General features: G+C 35.8%; 19 protein-coding genes. 13 read left to right on the top strand and 6 right to left on the bottom strand.

The features are described from left to right. Positions 1–58: 58 nt before the first annotated feature. The 3 genes from obgE to BLT57_RS06360 form a co-directional block, all read right to left on the bottom strand. Complete coding sequence (gene obgE, locus BLT57_RS06365; protein WP_091423813.1) at positions 59–1,057, bottom strand: GTPase ObgE; 999 nt, start codon at positions 1,055–1,057, stop codon at positions 59–61. Positions 1,058–1,093: 36 nt separating this feature from the next. Then, positions 1,094–1,246 (bottom strand): hypothetical protein, encoded by a 153-nt coding sequence (locus BLT57_RS14040; RefSeq protein WP_157717133.1) that lies wholly within the window; start codon positions 1,244–1,246, stop codon positions 1,094–1,096. Positions 1,247–1,329: 83 nt separating this feature from the next. After that, a complete protein-coding gene (locus BLT57_RS06360) occupies positions 1,330–2,439 on the bottom strand; it encodes an adenylate kinase (RefSeq protein ID WP_091423810.1) in 1,110 nt (369 codons plus the stop codon). A 137-nt stretch (positions 2,440–2,576) separates the two neighbouring features. Between BLT57_RS06360 and BLT57_RS06355 the strand changes: the two genes are divergently transcribed. The 8 genes from BLT57_RS06355 to BLT57_RS06320 all read left to right on the top strand — a co-directional run bounded on the left by BLT57_RS06355 (position 2,577) and on the right by BLT57_RS06320 (position 9,753). Then, positions 2,577–3,737 (top strand): 5-(carboxyamino)imidazole ribonucleotide synthase, encoded by a 1,161-nt coding sequence (locus BLT57_RS06355; RefSeq protein ID WP_091423807.1) that lies wholly within the window; start codon positions 2,577–2,579, stop codon positions 3,735–3,737. Between the two features lie 2 nt (positions 3,738–3,739). After that, the gene (gene purE, locus BLT57_RS06350; RefSeq protein ID WP_091423803.1) at positions 3,740–4,219 is read left to right on the top strand and encodes a 5-(carboxyamino)imidazole ribonucleotide mutase; all 480 of its coding nucleotides are present in this window, start codon (positions 3,740–3,742) and stop codon (positions 4,217–4,219) included. A 265-nt stretch (positions 4,220–4,484) separates the two neighbouring features. After that, on the top strand, positions 4,485–6,521 hold the full coding sequence (locus BLT57_RS06345; RefSeq protein WP_091423801.1) for a M3 family metallopeptidase: 2,037 nt from the start codon (positions 4,485–4,487) through the stop codon (positions 6,519–6,521). A 92-nt stretch (positions 6,522–6,613) separates the two neighbouring features. Then, positions 6,614–7,117: a GbsR/MarR family transcriptional regulator gene (locus BLT57_RS06340; RefSeq protein ID WP_091423798.1), complete on the top strand. Its 504-nt coding sequence runs from the start codon at positions 6,614–6,616 to the stop codon at positions 7,115–7,117. Between the two features lie 57 nt (positions 7,118–7,174). Further along, entirely contained in the window at positions 7,175–8,002 is an 828-nt protein-coding gene (locus BLT57_RS06335) for a DCC1-like thiol-disulfide oxidoreductase family protein (RefSeq protein WP_091423794.1), read from the top strand. Beyond that, complete coding sequence (locus BLT57_RS06330) at positions 7,999–8,901, top strand: TIGR01777 family oxidoreductase (protein ID WP_091423791.1); 903 nt, start codon at positions 7,999–8,001, stop codon at positions 8,899–8,901. Before BLT57_RS06335 ends, BLT57_RS06330 begins: the two co-directional genes overlap by 4 nt. Positions 8,902–8,944: 43 nt before the next feature. Continuing rightward, entirely contained in the window at positions 8,945–9,496 is a 552-nt protein-coding gene (locus tag BLT57_RS06325) for a sigma-70 family RNA polymerase sigma factor (protein ID WP_091426690.1), read from the top strand. A gap of 2 nt (positions 9,497–9,498) precedes the next feature. Next, a complete protein-coding gene (locus BLT57_RS06320; protein WP_231928782.1) occupies positions 9,499–9,753 on the top strand; it encodes a hypothetical protein in 255 nt (84 codons plus the stop codon). On the opposite strand, the gene BLT57_RS06315 is transcribed toward BLT57_RS06320, so the two are convergent. Beyond that, entirely contained in the window at positions 9,733–10,566 is an 834-nt protein-coding gene (locus BLT57_RS06315; RefSeq protein ID WP_091423783.1) for a hypothetical protein, read from the bottom strand. The two genes, BLT57_RS06320 and BLT57_RS06315, sit on opposite strands and share 21 nt — an antisense overlap. Positions 10,567–10,689: 123 nt before the next feature. On the opposite strand from BLT57_RS06315, the gene gcvP reads away from it, so the two are divergent. The 5 genes from gcvP to BLT57_RS06290 all read left to right on the top strand — a co-directional run bounded on the left by gcvP (position 10,690) and on the right by BLT57_RS06290 (position 16,999). After that, positions 10,690–13,539, top strand: a complete 2,850-nt coding sequence (gene gcvP / locus BLT57_RS06310) for an aminomethyl-transferring glycine dehydrogenase (RefSeq protein ID WP_091423780.1) — start codon at positions 10,690–10,692, stop codon at positions 13,537–13,539. Between the two features lie 178 nt (positions 13,540–13,717). After that, the gene (locus BLT57_RS06305) at positions 13,718–14,776 is read left to right on the top strand and encodes a 3-oxoacyl-ACP synthase III family protein (protein ID WP_091423778.1); all 1,059 of its coding nucleotides are present in this window, start codon (positions 13,718–13,720) and stop codon (positions 14,774–14,776) included. Further along, positions 14,777–15,565 (top strand): pyrroline-5-carboxylate reductase, encoded by a 789-nt coding sequence (gene proC, locus BLT57_RS06300; RefSeq protein ID WP_091423776.1) that lies wholly within the window; start codon positions 14,777–14,779, stop codon positions 15,563–15,565. Continuing rightward, positions 15,565–16,092 (top strand): methyltransferase, encoded by a 528-nt coding sequence (locus tag BLT57_RS06295; protein ID WP_091423773.1) that lies wholly within the window; start codon positions 15,565–15,567, stop codon positions 16,090–16,092. The genes proC and BLT57_RS06295 overlap by 1 nt, the downstream gene beginning before the upstream one ends. A 58-nt stretch (positions 16,093–16,150) precedes the next feature. Next, positions 16,151–16,999 (top strand): glycosyltransferase family 2 protein, encoded by an 849-nt coding sequence (locus BLT57_RS06290; protein ID WP_091423772.1) that lies wholly within the window; start codon positions 16,151–16,153, stop codon positions 16,997–16,999. Positions 17,000–17,001: 2 nt separating this feature from the next. Here BLT57_RS06290 and BLT57_RS06285 read toward each other — a convergent pair whose 3' ends face one another. Beyond that, a complete protein-coding gene (locus BLT57_RS06285) occupies positions 17,002–17,811 on the bottom strand; it encodes a DNA/RNA non-specific endonuclease (protein ID WP_091423769.1) in 810 nt (269 codons plus the stop codon). Between the two features lies 1 nt (position 17,812). Beyond that, positions 17,813–19,504, bottom strand: a complete 1,692-nt coding sequence (gene pafA, locus BLT57_RS06280; RefSeq protein ID WP_091423767.1) for an alkaline phosphatase PafA — start codon at positions 19,502–19,504, stop codon at positions 17,813–17,815. Between the last annotated feature and the right edge of the window lie 5 nt (positions 19,505–19,509).

Raw genomic sequence — 19,509 nt, 5'->3', positions numbered from 1 at the left:
ATTGCAACATAAAGCCTGACCTTACAATGCCTTAGCATGGTAAGGTAACGCCCAAAAATTAATCGTTAAGAATTTTCCAGAGTTTATCTTTAAGTTCTGTAATCCCTTGTTGTGCCACGGAAGAAATAAACATATAGTCTATGGGTAATGTCTCATCCAATTCACTTTTGAGTTCTGTTTTAAGTTCCTCATCAAGCATGTCACTTTTTGAAATCGCGATAATGCGTTCTTTATCTAACATTTCAGGATTGTAGCGTCTAAGCTCGTCCAATAAAATATCATACTGTTTACGAATATCTTCGGCATCAGCAGGAATTAAGAATAGTAAAACCGAGTTACGTTCGATATGACGTAAAAAGTAGTGCCCAAGTCCTTTACCTTCGGCAGCGCCTTCAATAATTCCAGGAATATCTGCCATAACGAAGGTCTTAAAATCACGATATTCAACAATTCCCAGATTAGGTTTTAGAGTTGTAAACTCGTAATCTGCAATTTTAGGTTTTGCTGCGGTAATCACTGAGAGTAGGGTAGATTTTCCAGCATTTGGAAATCCGACCAGTCCCACATCTGCTAATATTTTTAATTCAATCGTGATACTTTTTTCTTCGAGGGGTTCTCCAGGTTGTGCATAACGCGGTGTTTGGTTTCTCGAATTTTTAAAATGCCAATTCCCTAATCCGCCACGACCTCCTTGAGCCACAATCCTTTCTTCGCCGTCTTCAGTAATTTCGAATAGGACTTCATCCGTTTCAGAATCTTTGACGACAGTCCCTAAAGGCACATCTACATAGATATCTTCACCATCGGCACCTGTACTTCTACTCTTACTACCATGCCCACCGTGGCCTGCCTTAGCGTGGCGTTTAAATTTTAAATGCAACAAGGTCCAAAGGTTAGTATTACCTCGCAGAATCACATGACCTCCACGACCACCATCACCGCCATCGGGTCCACCTTTTTCAATGAACTTCTCGCGATGTAAATGTGCAGATCCTTGTCCTCCTTTTCCAGAAGAAACGTGGATTTTTACGTAGTCAACAAAATTACCTTCAGTCATATTAATCGTCCGCAAAAGCGGTTTCTTTTAAACTCGTTAATACTTAACGTCGTTTTGATTTGAATTTCTAATTTCATGTGCCTCTAATTCAGGTCTTCTATTAAGAAAACACACAAGGCCATCTTTAAAGGGCATACATTTGATGAGTGCAATCCAAATAAGTTTATTATTACCAACTGTGCGTTTCATGAGCACTCTAATTAAAACTGCTACAGGCAAAAGAAAAAGGAATATTCCAATAAGGACTATGCCATAAAAAGATAATATTGGGCTTAAAGTTTATCTATGACTGCATTTAAACGTTCAGTGATATCATCTATACTACCTACACCATCCACACCATAATATTTATATTGAGCTGCATAATAGTCTTTTAAAATTGCGGTTTTATTATAGTATTCAATAATTCTATTTCGAATAATTGACTCATCTGCATCATCTTTTCTGCCACTCGTTTTTCCGCGTTCTAATAAACGACCTACCAATACTTCATCATCGACTTCTAATGCAATCATGGCATCGATTTGAGAGTCTTTAGCATCCATTAAATTATCTAAAGCTTTGGCCTGTGCATTTGTTCTTGGAAAACCGTCAAAGATAAATCCTTTGGCACCTGCGTTCTTTTCAACTTCAGCATTAAGCATATCTATGGTCACTTGATCAGGCACCAATTCTCCTTTATCCATGAAAGACTTTGCTAGCATGCCTAATGCGGTTTCGTTTTTTATATTATATCTAAAGACATCTCCTGTAGATATATGTACAAGGTTGTATTTGTCTTTTAAAAATTCTGCTTGAGTTCCTTTGCCTGCACCTGGAGGGCCAAATAGCACAATGTTTGTCATGTGTTGAGTTGTTTTTAATTGATATACTGCTGGTAAGTCACGTCCTAATCCGTTGTAATCCAATCCGTATCCAACGATAAATTTATTCGGGATTTCTTTACCAACATAATGAAGTTTAAAGTCTTTTTTATACGATTCTGGCTTCGCAAATAATGTTGCAATCTTTAGTTCATCAACATGTTCATTTTTAAAAATGCGGTGTACTTCTTCTAAGGTATTCCCAGAATCGATAATATCTTCTAGAATGATTACTTTCCTTCCAGACAAATCTTGTGTTAAACCAATAAGGCGTTGAATATCTTCGGTAGATTTCAAACCTTCATAAGATGCAAGTTTAATAAAGGTTACTTCACAAGGTTTTGGGTATTTTTTTACGAAGTCACTCACAAACATAAATGATCCGTTCAAGATCCCTACAAATACAGGGATTTCATCTTGAAGATCATTTGCAATCTCATCAACCATACGTTGCACTGTGGCATCTAATTCCTGTTCAGAAATAAAAGTTTTGAAGTATAGGTCGTGTAGTTTAATCACTTGATATTGCTTTTAAAAAGGCAAAGATAATCAATAGATTGTCGAATACCGATTTTTGAATTCCATTTTTGTCAACCCTTTCTATATTATAATGTATTTTTGTGTAATAAAGTAAACCTAAAAATTGGATTTTCTTCATGGCTCAGAACTATTTCTCTTCAGATTTTAAACTCGGAATTCTCGGTGGAGGTCAATTAGGCAAGATGATGCTTTATACAACACGAAAGTTTGATATTACAACCCATGTTATGGATGCAAGTCCTGAAGCGCCTTGTAGAATTGCAAGTGATGATTTCACTTTAGGTGACTTAATGGATTATAATGCGGTTTATAACTTCGGAAAGCAGGTAGACGTTTTGACTTTTGAAATTGAAAATGTCAATGTGGATGCTCTTGAAGCACTAGAAAAAGAAGGTATTACTGTTTATCCATCATCAAAAACCTTACGTACCATTCAAAATAAAGCAACTCAAAAGCTTTTTTATCGGGACCATGAGATTCCAACTTCTGATTTTTCAAGATTTGCTTATCTATCTGAAGTTGAAGATGCTCTTGAAAATGAAGCACTAGAGTTTCCTTTTGTATGGAAGGCTGCTCAGTTTGGCTATGATGGTAATGGTGTAAAGATTGTGAGACAGCTATCTGATCTTTTCGATTTACCAAAAGGCGAATGTATCGCAGAAGCTTTAATTCCTTTTAAAAATGAGTTGGCAGTCATTGTTGCAAGAACAAAAAACGGTGATATCAAAACTTATCCTGTCGTTGAAATGGAATTTCATCCGGAAGCAAATCAAGTTGAGTATGTGATATGTCCAGCGCGTATTGATGAGGCTGTTGCAAAAAAAGCACAAGATATTGCCTTAAAAACATCAAAAGCCTTCGAACATGTAGGCTTGTTAGCGGTTGAAATGTTTCAAACCGAAGACGATGATATATTGGTAAATGAAGTAGCTCCAAGACCACACAATTCTGGCCATCAAACGATTGAAGCTAGTTACACTTCTCAATTTGAACAACATATAAGAGCCATTTTAAATTTACCTCTTGGAAGAGCCGATAACAAAGTTGGAGGCATTATGGTGAATCTTGTTGGAGCTGAAGGTCATACAGGAGATGTTGTATATGAACATATTGAAGAAATTATGCAATTAGAAGGCGTGACTCCACATATCTATGGAAAGAAGCAAACGCGACCATTTCGTAAAATGGGTCACGTGACTATCGTGAATGAAGATATCAATGAAGCACGTCGTATTGCCGAAAATGTAAAAAAGACAATAAAAGTAATCAGTAAATAATTATGAGTAAAGTAGCCGTAATTATGGGAAGCAAAAGTGATCTTCCTGTAATGCAAGATGCAATAGACATCTTAAAAGAGTTTCATATTGATGTGGAAGTAGATATTGTTTCTGCACATAGAACTCCAGATAAACTTTTTGATTTTAGTAAAAACGCTCATGGCAGAGGCATTAGTGTCATTATTGCTGGTGCAGGTGGCGCAGCTCATTTACCGGGAATGGTCGCATCATTATCGCCATTACCTGTAATTGGTGTGCCTGTAAAAAGCAGCAATTCAATTGATGGCTGGGATTCAGTGTTATCTATACTCCAAATGCCAGGAGGTGTTCCTGTAGCTACAGTAGCATTAAATGGTGCAAAAAATGCAGGTATATTGGCAGCTCAAATTATAGGCTCGTCAAATCAAGAGGTCTTAAATACCATTATTGCCTATAAAGAAGGCTTAAAAGCCAAGGTAATCGAATCTTCTAAAGACCTATAAATCAAGACATAAAAAAACCTCGTGAAATCACGAGGTTTTAGAGCTATTAATCAATTCTTACTAAACACTTAATAACTTAAGTTTTAATAATGTGGCAAAAATACTAATTAAAATGACATTTAGTTCTTAACATTTAGTTAATCATACATTAAATATTAACAAATAGTGATGATAACTCTAAATAACCTTCACATGAATAACATAATTGCCCAGCTAATATTTGGCTTTAATTGCATATAACACCTACAACTAAGATTTTATGACGATGACGATTTTAAATTCAAAATTCAATACCCCATATCATACTGCGCCTTTTTCGAAGATTAAAAATGACGATTATCTTCCAGCATTTTTAAAAGCTATAGAAAAAGCAAGAGCAGAAATTGATATGATAACTGCTAATCCAGAAGCGCCAACGTTTCAAAATACAATAGAGACCTTAGATTTCTCTGGTGAAGAACTGGATCGACTATCAAGCATATTTTTTAATCTCAATAGTGCTGAAACCAACGATCAAATTCAAAAGATTGCGCAAGAGGTCTCTCCGCTACTTTCCGAATTTAGCAATGATATTACCTTAAATGAAGACCTATTCAAACGGGTAAAAGCAGTTTATAATTCCAAAAAAAGTATAGACCTCACAACAGAACAGGAAACACTTTTAGATAAAAAATATAAAAGTTTCTCAAGAAATGGGGCAAATCTGTCTGAAACTAAAAAAATTAGGTTGAGAGCAATTGATAAACAGTTAAGTCAGTTGAAACTTAAATTTGGAGAGAATATTTTAGCAGAGACCAATAATTTTGAAATGCATCTCACCAATGAAGACGACCTTGCTGGTTTACCTGAAGGTGCTAAAGAAGCGGCTCAGCAATTAGCTGAATCCAAGGACAAAAAAGGATGGTTAATCACATTAGATTACCCAAGTTATATTCCTTTTATGACCTATGCCGACAACCGTAAATTGCGACAAAAACTCGCTATAGCAGCTGGTGCTAAGGCCTTTAAAGATGATGATCTTGACAACCAAGAAAATGTCCTTCAAATTGCAAAGTTACGCCATGAACGTGCCATTTTATTAGGTTATAAGACTCATGCACATTTCGTATTAGAGGAGCGTATGGCAAAAACACCTGAAACCGTCCAGACCTTTTTAAATGATCTTTTAGAAAAAGCTAAATCTGCTGCATTACAAGAATTTTCTAATCTTGAGGACTTTGCAAAAGAATTGGATGGGATTGATGCCCTTCAAAAATGGGATGGTGCCTATTATGCTGAAAAGCTAAAACAAAAATTATTCAGTCTCGATGATGAACAACTAAAGCCATATTTTAAATTAGAAAATGTGATTGATGGGGTTTTCACTATTGCAGGCAGATTATACGACCTAAAGTTTGAAGAGATTGACAACATCGACAAATATCACGAAGATGTACTTACTTATAAAGTCACAGATCTAAAAGGGAATTTGGTATCTATTTTTTATGCCGACTTCTTTCCAAGACCAGGCAAGCGTAATGGTGCGTGGATGACTGTTTACAAACCTCAATTTATTAAAGATGATGTGAATGATCGTCCGCACATTTCTATAGTTTGTAATTTCACAAAACCAACGAAGAGTAAGCCCTCACTCCTTACCTTTAATGAAGTAACCACTTTGTTTCATGAATTTGGTCATGCCTTGCATGGCATGTTAGCCAATACTACTTATCCAAGCATGTCTGGAACTAGTGTTTTCTGGGATTTTGTAGAGTTGCCAAGTCAGGTATTAGAGAATTGGTGTTACGAAAAAGAAGCTTTAGAATTATTTGCAACCCACTATGAGACGGAAGAAGTGATTCCTATGGATTTGATTGAAAAAATTAAAGCCTCTGCGACCTTTCATGAAGGGATGCAAACCTTAAGACAGATTAGTTTTGGCTTACTAGATATGTCATGGCACGGACAAAATCCAACCGGAATAACCAATGTAAAAACACACGAATTAAAGGCGTTTGAGGACACAAGATTATATCCGGATGTCGCAGAAAACTGTATGAGCACATCCTTTTCTCATATATTTCAAGGAGGCTATAGTTCTGGATATTATAGCTATAAATGGGCTGAAGTTTTAGATGCCGATGCCTTTGAATACTTCTTAGAGGAAGGTGTTTTCAATAAAGATGTTGCCAAGAAATTTAAAGATCATGTACTGTCGCAAGGTGGTATTGAAGACCCAATGACCTTATATAAGCGTTTCAGAGGAAAAGAACCGCAACCTGAGGCACTTTTGCGGCGCGCTGGATTGATCGAAAAAACTTAAAATAAAAAGAACCAAAGAATCATCTTTGGTTTTTTTGATAATTAAACTTTCAATAATTATTGAAAGTTTAAAATATTTTATATATTTATGGTATGAATTACGAAGATGCCAAAATAAAATTTATCAGTACATGGGGAAGTCTAGGAACCCTTTGGGGAATTAATAAGGCTATGGCGCAAATTCAAGCCCTGTTATTTATCTCTACCGAACCCTTATCAATGGATACCATTATGAAGGAGCTTCAAATTTCACGAGGTAATACAAGTATGAACCTGCGTCAGTTAATAGATTGGGGAATTGTTACCAAAGAACTTATTCCTGGTGAAAGGCGAGAATTCTTCACTACTGAAAAAGAGGTGCAAGAATTGGCGAGAATCATAGCTAAAGAACGCAGTCGTAGAGAGATTCAGCCGGTTATTAAAGTACTTAATGACGTCTCTTCTATCAAAGATGACGGTACTGAAAAAACGAAAGAATTGATCAAACAGACTAAGGCCTTGCATGATTTAACCGAAACGGCAGATGCCATGATTAATAAACTCGTGAATCAAAGACAGAACTGGATCACAAAATCACTATTAAAATTAATTACCTAGACTTATTTTTTTATCTAAAACTTTCAATAATTTCTGAAAGTTTAAAACTAATAAATTATGAAAACTTTAGAACACCAAACGCTATTATATGATGAAGACTGTCCGTTATGTCAAGTCTACACTTCAGCTTTCATCAAAATAGGAATGCTCGATAATAATGGTCGTAAAACTTTTAACCACACCTCAACTGATGCGCATAAATTCATTGATTTAAACCGCGCTTCAAATGAAATAGCACTTATAGATACTCAAAATAACACGGTCATCTACGGCATCGATAGCCTGCTCAAAATTATCGGTTACCGCTTTCCATTGGTGCAATATATAGGCCAATTAAAACCTATAAAATTTCTATTAAAAAAGCTTTACAGTTTCATCTCTTTTAATAGAAAAGTCATTATGCCAAGCGCATCTTCACTAAATCCTGATTCTCAGTGTGTCCCGAGCTTTAATACGCCTTATCGAATCGCATATATTATTATCACTGTCTTAACTACAATGTTTACGTTAGACGCATTTTCTAAAAACTTATCAGCAGTATCACATTCGTCATTAATTAGAGAAGGTTCTATTGCTATAGGGCAGCTGCTTTTTCAAAGTATTATTATGATTCAATTGAACACGAAAATCATATTGAATTATCTTGGCAATTTGATGACTGTATCTCTTATAGGTAGCTTATTGCTTATGCCATTACTCGCCTTGAATCAAATTTTTAATATCTCAGAAACCCTAAACCTTTGTTGGTTTGGCATTACCGTTCTGATCCTGTTTTTAGAACATTTTAGAAGAGTGAAACTTCTAGCACTCCCAACCTATTTATCTTATACTTGGGTACTATACCGACTATTAATTTTAGCCATCCTTTTAATCATTAACTTATGAAAACAATTACCATAGCAGGAGGCAGTGGCTTCCTCGGACAAATTCTTGAAACCTACTTCTCAAAAAGAGGTGACAAGGTCTATATTTTAACAAGAGTTCCAAAACGAGATAATGATATCTATTGGGACGCCAAGAACTTAGGTGATTGGGCCAAAATATTAGAAGAAACAGAGGTACTCATTAATCTTACAGGTAAATCTGTAGATTGCCGTTATAACGACCGCAATAGAAAGCTCATTCTTGATTCTAGAATAGATGCTACTCACGTTTTAGGATTAGCGATTAATTTGTGTGAACATCCACCTCAACTTTGGATCAACTCTTCCACTGCAACCATTTACCGTCATTCAATGCATAATGAAATGACAGAAGAACACGGTGAAATAGGCAATGACTTCTCTATGAATATTGCAAAATCATGGGAAAGGGCTTTCTACTCGATCACAAACCCTAAAACCAGAAAAATTGTGCTTCGAACATCAATTGTTATGGGTAAAAACGGAGGTGCAATCCAACCTTTAAAACATTTAGTGAGATTTGGTTTAGGTGGAAAAAATGGTTCAGGACAACAAAAGGTAAGCTGGATTCATCAATTAGATTTTGCGAGAGCTGTAGAGTTTTTAATTCTAAATAAGCAACTGGAAGGCCATTTCAATTTGAGTGTTCCGAAACCAACAAACAACACAACTTTAATGAAAAGTTTTAGACAAGTCATGCGTATCCCATTCGGATTAGCACATCCTGATTGGCTTATCAAATTTGGCGCAAAACTAATAGGCACGGAAGCTGAATTGGTATTAAAAAGCCGAAATGTAATTCCGAAACGTCTCCTCGATCATGGGTTCACATTTAGATTTACTAAAATAGAATATGCGCTTACAGATTTATTGCGACATTAATGGATAATTACTTATTTTTGAAATGAATTGTTTAGAAAAAGTAATGCCAAAGCACGTCATAGATCCAAATCAGTGGATTAACCTGTATTCTGATTATCTTTTTAATTATACCATCACTCGTGTGAGTGATAGTGACATTGCTAAAGATCTTATACAAGATACTTTCGTTGCAGGTTTAAACTCTATGAAAAATTTTAAAGGTGAAGCAAGCGAACGCACTTGGCTCATTTCGATTTTGAAACGAAAGATTATCGATCATTATCGTAAAATCAACTCTAATAAAGGTAAAGCCGAAGTAAGAATGACCTACAGCGGTGATGAAAATGATGGTGATTGGCTAGAAGAACGCGTGGCAGATCCGTTTGATAAAACAGCTGAAGACCATCTAGAAAACACCGAACTTGGATATGCCATAGATAAGTGTTTGAATAAACTCCCAAAAAAACAAGCCCAAGTATTTGAAATGAAAACCATTTTAAATTATGAGACTGAAGCAATCTGTAATGAATTAGGAATTACTTCGTCTAATTTATGGGTAATTATCCATAGAGCTAGAACAGCAATGGCGAGATGTCTAGAAAAAAATTGGTTTTAATTATGAGTAAGAAACTTTTTATCTCTTGTGAAAAAGCAAGTCATGTTTGTGATAAATCACAATATGAAGAAGCCTCTTTTTGGGAAAAAATAAAATTAAATTTACATCTCATTTATTGCAAAGCCTGTAGGAAGTACTCTAGTAAAAACACGAAACTTACAAAGTTGATGACCAACAAAGCGGCAGCTATGGATTCCTCTGCTAAAGAAAATCTCAAGACTACTTTCGCAAAAGAACTAGAGAAGCACCAGCAATAAAATCAACCACCAAATAGGTATACTTTCCACCCAAAATGCGGTATAATATTTACTCTGTCGTTTAAACGATAAGAGTAAAAATCCACACAAAAATAATAGTATTAATGTATGACTTAGAAGTGCGTAAGGATAGGTTTCTACTCTAAAAAACTCGAGAATATAAGATGCTAGCAAGAGTACAACACCACTTACTTTTGTACCTTTAACGCCTATCTTTTGCGGTATAGTTGACAACTTCAAACTGTCAAAATTTAAGTCTCTAATTTCAAAAGGCAGCATTAAAACAATCACAATAAAAAATCGTTGTATGCCGGTTATAAATACGTCTTTTGTGATGTCATGATTATTATCAATGAGTGGCAATACTACCGTCACACCTGTCCAAACCAAAGCGATTATATAAATTTTTAATCCGCCAATACTTCGTAAGTTTTTCTGTTGATCTATAAATAGTCGTTTTGGCAGCACCGGAACTGCATATAAAAAAGTTGCCAAGGCAAACACCGCAATATATACGATTGTAATCATTTGTAATTGCAACAAATAATAAGCCATTGCTATAAAAGAAATAAAAGATACCAACTGGACACTTTTCAGCATATTTGTCAATTTTCGATGGTGAAATTTCGCCAGACCGAAGAACTTGACAAAATTATAACCTGTAATAGAGGCAAAGAAACTGAAATAAAGTACATTTTTATCGTAATCTATATCAAATTGTAACAAGGTAATCCATGACAATGCATAGACTGCTAAAGCCACGTGAATACTGCTATTGATATAAAAATCCAAAACTGTTTTAAGCGCACGCATTATACAAAAATAGGCAAACTGTTAATAACCAATTCAAATGGTTGAAAAGTTTCATTTTCGTTAACATTTTAAGGTCAATAATTCCTTAATTTTGCACAAATAATTTTCAACTCAAATATTTTAATGAATACAGCAGATTTTTCACTACGTCATATTGGTCCGAGAGCAGCGGATCAAAAGCAAATGTTAGATACAATTGGTGTAGATTCAATGGAGCAATTGATCCATGAAACTATCCCGAATGGAATTCGTTTAGATTCAGATCTTGATCTGGAGGCACCAATGAGCGAACATGAATATTTGCTACATATTTATGAGTTATCTAAAAAGAATAAAGTTTTTAAAACTTATATCGGCTTAGGTTATCACCCAACCATTTTACCTGCGGTGATTCAGCGTAATATTTTAGAAAACCCAGGGTGGTATACAGCTTACACGCCTTATCAAGCTGAAATTGCTCAAGGACGATTAGAAGCATTACTAAATTTCCAAACCATGATCACTGATCTTACAGGAATGGAAATCGCTAATGCTTCACTTTTAGATGAAAGCACTGCGGCAGCTGAAGCCATGAGCTTGTTGTTTGCTGTTCGTGAACGCGACCAGAAAAAAGCTGGGATTAATAAATTTTTTGTCTCTGAAAATATACTTCCTCAAACCTTATCATTATTACAAACGAGGGCGACTCCAATAGGTATTGAGCTCGTTATCGGTAAAGAAGAAGACTTTGATTTCTCTGAATCGTATTTTGCTGCCATTCTACAATATCCAGGAAAATATGGTCAGGTGACCGATATCAAGTCCTTTATTGAAAAAGCTAATGCCTCTAACATCAAAGTAGCTGTTGCTGCAGATATCATGAGCTTAGTTAAACTCGAGGCTCCAGGAAAATTTGGTGCTGATGTGGTGGTGGGAACTACTCAACGTTTTGGTATCCCAATGGGGTATGGCGGACCACACGCTGCATATTTTGCAACAAAGAAGGCCTATAAACGAGATCTTCCTGGCCGTATTATCGGTGTTACTAAAGATACCAATGGCCATAGAGCATTGCGTATGGCATTGCAAACTCGAGAACAGCATATTAAAAGAGATAAAGCAACCTCAAATATCTGCACTGCTCAAGTGCTTCTCGCTGTTATGGCTGGAATGTATGCTGTATATCATGGTCCAAAAGGATTAGAGCAGATTGCTAATGACATACATAACAAAACGGTTAGCTTATCCAACACACTTAAAACATTAGGTTTCCAACAAAGTAATACATCATTCTTCGACACCTTGCATATCCAAGCTGATGCTAAAGCCATAAAGATTGATGCCGAAAGCCATAAGATAAACTTCTTTTATCCAAACGAAAATGAAGTGGTATTATCACTTAATGAGACTACGACTGTTGATGATTTAAATGCAATTGTTTCCATATTTGCCAAAAGCATAAACACTAATACCTCCGAAATTGAGACTATTTCTGAAGCTAATGTGATTACCCCTAATTTAAAACGCCAAAGCACATTCTTACAAGAGCCCATTTTTAATTCACACCACTCTGAAACAGAGTTAATGCGTTACATTAAGTTATTGGAGCGTAAAGATTTAGCCTTAAACCATTCTATGATATCCTTGGGATCTTGTACCATGAAATTAAATGCTGCTTCTGAAATGTTACCGCTAAGTTGGTTTAAATGGGGCAATATTCACCCTTTTGTACCAATTGCGCAAGCTCAAGGCTATCAAATCGTCCTTAAAGAGTTAGAAGATCAACTGACAGAAATTACCGGGTTTGCTGGCACTTCGTTGCAACCAAATTCTGGTGCGCAAGGAGAATTTGCTGGATTAATGGTCATTAGAGCTTATCACGAATCTCGTGGTGATCACCACAGAAATATTTGTATAATTCCATCTTCGGCACACGGAACAAATCCTGCAAGTGCAGTTATGGCCGGAATGAAAGTCGTTGTTACTAAATCTACCGAGGAAGGCAATATCGATGTTGATGATTTACGCGAGAAAGCAGAATTACATGCCGCTAATTTATCTGCCTTAATGGTGACGTATCCATCAACTCATGGTGTCTATGAATCTGCAATTAAAGAAATCACACAAATCATTCATGATAATGGCGGACAAGTGTATATGGATGGTGCCAATATGAATGCTCAAGTTGGTTTAACGCATCCAGGAAATATTGGTGCTGATGTATGTCACCTGAACTTACACAAAACCTTTGCAATTCCTCATGGAGGAGGCGGACCAGGGGTAGGACCAATTTGCGTCGCTAAACAATTAGTACCATTCCTACCGAGCAACCCCTTGATTAAAACTGGAGGAGATCAAGCTATAACCGCTATTTCTGCTGCTCCTTTCGGATCTTCATTAGCGTGTTTAATCTCTTATGGTTACATCAAAATGTTAGGTGCTACAGGATTAAAACGCGCCACGGAAGTCGCAATTCTGAATGCCAATTACATTAAAAAACGTTTAGAAGGTGCTTTCGAAACACTGTACTCAGGAGAACGTGGACGTGCAGCTCATGAGATGATCATTGATTGTCGTCCATTTAAAGCTCATGGTATTGAAGTTGTAGATATCGCCAAACGATTAATGGATTATGGGTTTCATGCACCTACCGTATCTTTCCCAGTAGCAGGGACAATGATGATTGAACCAACGGAAAGTGAAAGTAAAGATGAAATGGATCGTTTTTGTGATGCCATGATTTCTATCAGACATGAGATTGAACGAATTTCAAAAGAAGATGATAATAACATACTCAAAAATGCACCACATACGCTTAGTATGATTACTGATGATGAATGGTTGCTACCATATACTCGTCAGCAAGCCGCATTTCCATTAGATTATGTGAGAGATAATAAATTTTGGCCTAGTGTACGTCGTGTAGACGATGCTTATGGTGACAGAAATTTAATTTGCACTTGTGCGCCAATTGAAATGTATATGGAAGCATAAACGAGAGTATCAAATATTTAAACGGCGCATCAATAAATGATGCGCTTTTTAGTTTAACGTAATGACACTGTAGTAATTTTATGAATTTAGTAAAAATTCTAACTTATTTAGATAACTTCCATCTAAAACAGGATTAATTACTATTTTAGTGAATCGTAATGTTTAAAAATAACGTACTATGTCGATTAAGATAACAGGAACTGGTAGTTATATACCGAGTGAAGTTGAAAAAAATGAAGATTTTCATCAGCATGAGTTTTTAAATGCTGATGGCAGTACTATCGACTATCCCAACGAAGTGATAGTGGATAAATTTAAGGCTATTACTGGTATTGTGGAACGCCGTTATGCTGACCCACAATTAACATCTTCTGATCTCGGATTTTTAGCTGCGCAAAAAGCCATTGAAGATGCGAATATCGATCCCGAAAAGCTTGATTATATCATCTGTGCTCATAATTTTGGCGACGTAAAAGCCAATACGGTACAATCGGATATTTTACCTTGTCTTGCGTCACGGGTTAAACATCGCTTGAGAATTAAAAACCCAAAATGTGTGGCTTATGACATTCTTTTTGGATGCCCAGGTTGGCTTGAAGGGGTGATCCAAGCTCAAGCTTATATAAAAGCAGGAATGGCAAAAAAGTGTTTAGTCATTGGAAGCGAAACCTTATCGCGTGTAGTAGATAAGCATGATAGAGATTCTATGATTTATAGTGACGGTGCAGGCGCAACAGTCATTGAGTTAACTGATGAAGAAGGTGGTATCTTAGCACACGAAACAGCGTCATTTACTTATGACGAAGCGTATTATTTATACTTTGGAAGTTCGAACAACCAAGAACTAAATCGCGATACGAGATACATTAAAATGCACGGGCGTAAAATTTATGAATTTGCGCTTAACAATGTTCCTTTAGCGATGAAATCATGTCTAGAAAAGAGTGGAAAGGATATTAAAGACGTTAAAAAAGTATTGATTCATCAAGCCAATGAAAAAATGGACGAAGCAATCATCAAACGCTTTTACCGTTTATATAAAACTGCAGTTCCAGATGGTGTTATGCCAATGAGCATTCATAAGCTAGGGAATAGCTCAGTAGCTACCGTACCAACACTTTTTGATTTAATTGTGAAGAATAAATTTGAAAATCAATCCATTGAGAAAGGTGATGTTATTCTTTTTGCTAGCGTTGGCGCAGGAATGCATATTAACGCCATTGTTTACCAATATTAAATGAATTCAACTATTGCCATATTAGGAGGAGGAAATCTTGGTCAAGCGATTGCCTCAGGTTTACTCAGTGAAAATTTCAATCCTTCTGATATCGCGATAACGCGACATAAAACGGGACTACTTCAATCATTTCAAGACCAAGGCGTTTACATTAATTCCAATAATATCGAAGCGGTATCAAATGCACAAATCGTCATTATTGCTGTAAAACCGTATCGTATTGCCGACGTGTTGCAAGAAGTGAATTCTGTTTTAACTAACGATAAGTTATTAATCTCTGTAGTTAGTGACTTTTCAATAGCTCAAATTAATTCAGAACTCACACATCATCCAGTTGTTTTCCGTGCAATGCCAAACACAGCATCATCGGTAAATGAATCCATGACCTGTATTGCGTCTCATAATGCTTCAGAAGAAGACACCAATAAGGTAAAGGATATTTTTAATGCCCTTGGAGAAACTGTTGTAATCAACGAACAACTGATGGACGCAGCTACTGTGCTAGGTGCATGCGGTATTGCTTACGTCTTACGATTTATAAGAGGGATGATACAAGGTGGTATTGAAATTGGATTCGATGCTCAAACAGCCACTCAAATAGCAACGCAAACGGTAAAAGGCGCTAGTGAACTTCTGTTGCAAAAAGGAAACCATCCTGAAGCAGAAATTGACAAAGTCACAACACCTAAAGGCTGTACAATTGCTGGTCTGAATGAAATGGAACACCAAGGATTTAGTTCTGCCTTAATCAAAGGCATTAAGACCTCTTTTGATAATATTTCAGATTAATGTACGAAAAGACCTTTCCGAATAAACGGTTTAAACATACCGTACAGTTTTTAAAGTCTCATATTGAAACTACATCTGTTATTTTAGATTTAGGTATCAAAAACCCGTTATCTGACATGTTAAAATCAGAGGGCTATGATGTAACGAATACAACAGGTATTGATTTAGATCTTGATACTTCGGAAATTGAAAATTCTAACGCTAATGTCGTAACAGCATTTGAAATCTTTGAACACTTACTGTCACCATTTACAGTTTTAAAATCAATTAAAGCTGATAAACTTGTGGCTAGTATACCACTTAAACTTTGGTTTGCTTCTGCTTATAGAAGCAAAACAGATATGAGAGATCGACACTATCATGAATTTGAAGATTGGCAGTTTGATTGGCTACTAGAAAAATCAGGCTGGCGAATTATAGCTTCAGAAAAATGGACAAACCCAACACGAAAAATTGGTCTACGTCCTCTACTTCGCTGGTTTACTCCAAGATATTATATTGTTTATGCCGAGCGTATTTCAGAATAATAAATACGTCACTTCTAATTTGAATTTTATAGTTTAAATTTGTTCAAAACACAGGCACTTGAATTTCTACATCATCATTCCAGCACATAATGAAGCCGATGTGATATCACAGACCTTAACGTCTTTGATAACGCAAACCTTGCCGGCAAAACAAATTGTGGTCGTGAATGATAACTCTTCTGATCATACAAAGCATATTGTCAATACGTTCGTTGATAAGTACCCTAATGTATCTCTTGTGAATACAATTAGTTCAGATGCCCATTTACCCGGATCAAAAATTATCAATGCATTTTATAAAGGACTTGAGCAACTCGACGACGATTACGATATTATCTGTAAATTCGATGCTGATCTCATTTTTCCTAAGAATTATTTAGAGCAATTAGCAATTCATTTTAACACCAATGCACAATTAGGAATGGCCGCAGGTTTCTGCTATATCAAAAATAATAATCAGTGGATCTTAGAGAATTTAACACGCAAAGATCATATTCGTGGCGCTTTAAAAGCTTATAGAAAACAATGCTTTTTAGATATTGGGAAACTCAAACCATCAATGGGTTGGGATACGGTTGATGAACTCTTAGCAAAATACTACGGCTGGGAACTAAAAACAGATGAAACACTTCAAGTAAAACATCTAAAACCTACTGGCATCAGCTACAACAAAGCATCTAAATACATGCAAGGTGAAGCCATGTATAAAATGCGTTACGGCTTAATTATTACATTGATTTCAGCATTAAAATTAGCTTATAAAAAGAAAAGTTTGAATTTATTTGCTGACTATATGGCTGGATATTTTAGAGGAAAACGTCAAAATTTAGAACAACTAGTTACTAAAGAGCAAGGCCATTATATTAGACAACTACGTTGGAAAGGGATTAAAGGAAAATTAAAATAATTTTAATTAAAACTCCATTCTTTATAGCTACTAGAAGCCTCTAATTTATTTTCGATACTATCATCTAATGTGGCAAAAAAATCAATACCTGTAAGCTGCTCTATCTCATCTACTGACACAACGAATTCATACAAAGGTTGTCTTGAATTTTGATGGGGCATTAAGAAAGCAATCATTTTTGTCTTGCCTGTATTAGAATCAATAAGGATTTTATAGAATTGTTCTGGAATACTCACCTCTTCTTCACCTATAGATTTTAGATGACCTTCTAAAACACCACCAGTGACCACAAAAACACCATCATATTTTCTAGCCCAATAGCGCACTTTCTGCTCTAAAGTATTCCAAATACCCGCATTAAAATCAGAGCGTTGCGGACTTATATTACTGGTTAAAAATGTTTCATCATGCGCTTCTTGGCTATACTTACGATCAGCTGCAGGACATAAATGCCCACGATCATAGCCAGATTTTTTATAGTTACGCCAATGTGCAGCCCCTGTTTTCACAGTTTGATCTATTTCAAAATATGGTCGTTTAAAATTAGACTTTGATAAGTGCGATTGTTTCAATTCATAAGCCACCCATTCTGCTTGTTCGTGAGGTTCACTATAGGATAATGAATACCCTGTGTGGTGTACAATTTGTCCTGTGGTACTTGTTGGAAGAAAATATGCGTTGGTCTCAGATTTAGCGGTCTCCCCTTTTTCAATACTATTCGCAGATTCTTGTGCTTTCAAGATGTATTCATAGCCAAAAACACCAATAATAATAACTATTGCTATTAGAGAATAAAGAGTTTTTTTAGTCATATTAATCAATTACAAACTCTAAGGGTTGTCCTATGGATGCATTTGGGAAACTAATTCCTAAAAGTGCAGAGATGGTTGGAGCAATATCTATAACATGTGTTCGCTTTAAAGTCTCTCCATGTTTTATCCCTTTCCCAAAAAACAAAAGGGGAACATGTGTATCATAATTATATCCTGAATGATGGTCGGTTCCTGTTCTATTCCATTGTGCATCTTTAAATACTTCTGGATTAAATGTAAACACAATGTCTCCAGATCGTTTTTGATTATGACCATTATAAAGCATTACTTCATGATATCCTGATGCTTCAGGTAATCGATTAATTTCTGAGGTCATCACAACATTATTTATAAGGCGATATGACAATAATTTACGAGACACCACTGTCTTTAATTCTTGTAAATCTATATTTTCTTTTTCAATTTTTTCATGATCCAAATACATCTGATTATTTGTGCTGCTTAATGCCAAATCTGTTACTTGATATTTTGCAAATAATAAGGTATTCACTTCCTTTAACATAGCATCCAAATCAAACAATCCAGATGGGATTTTTTGATCTTCTAAATAAGAAGGTACATGAGGTGCGCCATGATCGGAAGTTAAAAAAACAGTGTATTCTCCCCGACCAACCATTTGGTCCAAGCCATTAAATAACCGCTCTAGCTCAAGATCTAAGCGCAAATACGTGTCTTCAATTTCTTTAGAATTTGGTCCGAAATCATGACCAACCTTATCGGTACTTGAGTAACTTATAGTTAAGACATCAGTAATAGCATCTTGTCCTAAGTTTTCCGCTTCAATCGCCTTTAAAGTGAAATCAGTAGTCAGGCTATTACCAAAGGGAGAATTTGCTATAATTTTAAAACCTTCATTTTCGTTTTTTAATTGTGCTAATTCATGAGGAAACTCAGATAGGGTTTCTCCTTTAAAAATGCGTTCATAGGTATTTGAGTCGGTCCCACTTTCTTCATAAGATGCCATATCAAGTAAAGTATCCCATGTTTTAAAGTAACTCTCAGCTCTTCCAGATGCATTAAACTCATTCACCCACTGCGGCAATGACTTCATATAAAACGTGCTTGTTATCCAATTACCTGTTCCATTGTGATCATAATCCCACCAATACGCAGCATTGGCTGTATGCCCTGAGGGTAAAATTGCACCTCTATGCTTTACAGATATGCCTATTGTTTTCCCTTTCATTTGAGTAAACAAACGGTTTTCGTCAGCAAATGTAGAGACCAGCATTTGAGCAGGAGATTTTATACCGTCTTTACTCAGTGTCCCTAAGGGTTCTACTGAATTGTCTTCAATACAATTTACATTTCTTTTTAATTTTTCATCAAACCAATTATTAGCTATAATTCCATGATACTTTGGAGTAGTACCTGTAAAAATAGATGCGTGACCAGGCCCCGTTTTTGTTGGTATATAATTGAAGTGATGGTTCTTACAATTAAAACCTTCAGTCATCATGCGCTTAAATCCGCCCTCCCCATATTTCTTAAAAAATCGTGTGAGATAGTCATAACGCATTTGATCTATAACAATCCCAACGACTAATTTAGGATTGGTTTCTTGATAGTCATCATTTAAAACTTCATTTATTGTAGTCACAATCTCCTTTTGGGAATAAGAGAAAGTCACAAAAAAGAGAAAAAGGAATAACGTTATAGTTTGTTTACACATGGTAT

Origin of the sequence: Formosa sp. Hel1_31_208 (assembly GCF_900104785.1) — a bacterium.
Taxonomy (GTDB): Bacteria; Bacteroidota; Bacteroidia; order Flavobacteriales; family Flavobacteriaceae; genus Psychroserpens.
The sequence above is the reverse complement of the archived record's forward strand: the minus strand, read 5'-3'. Positions and strand labels throughout refer to the sequence as shown.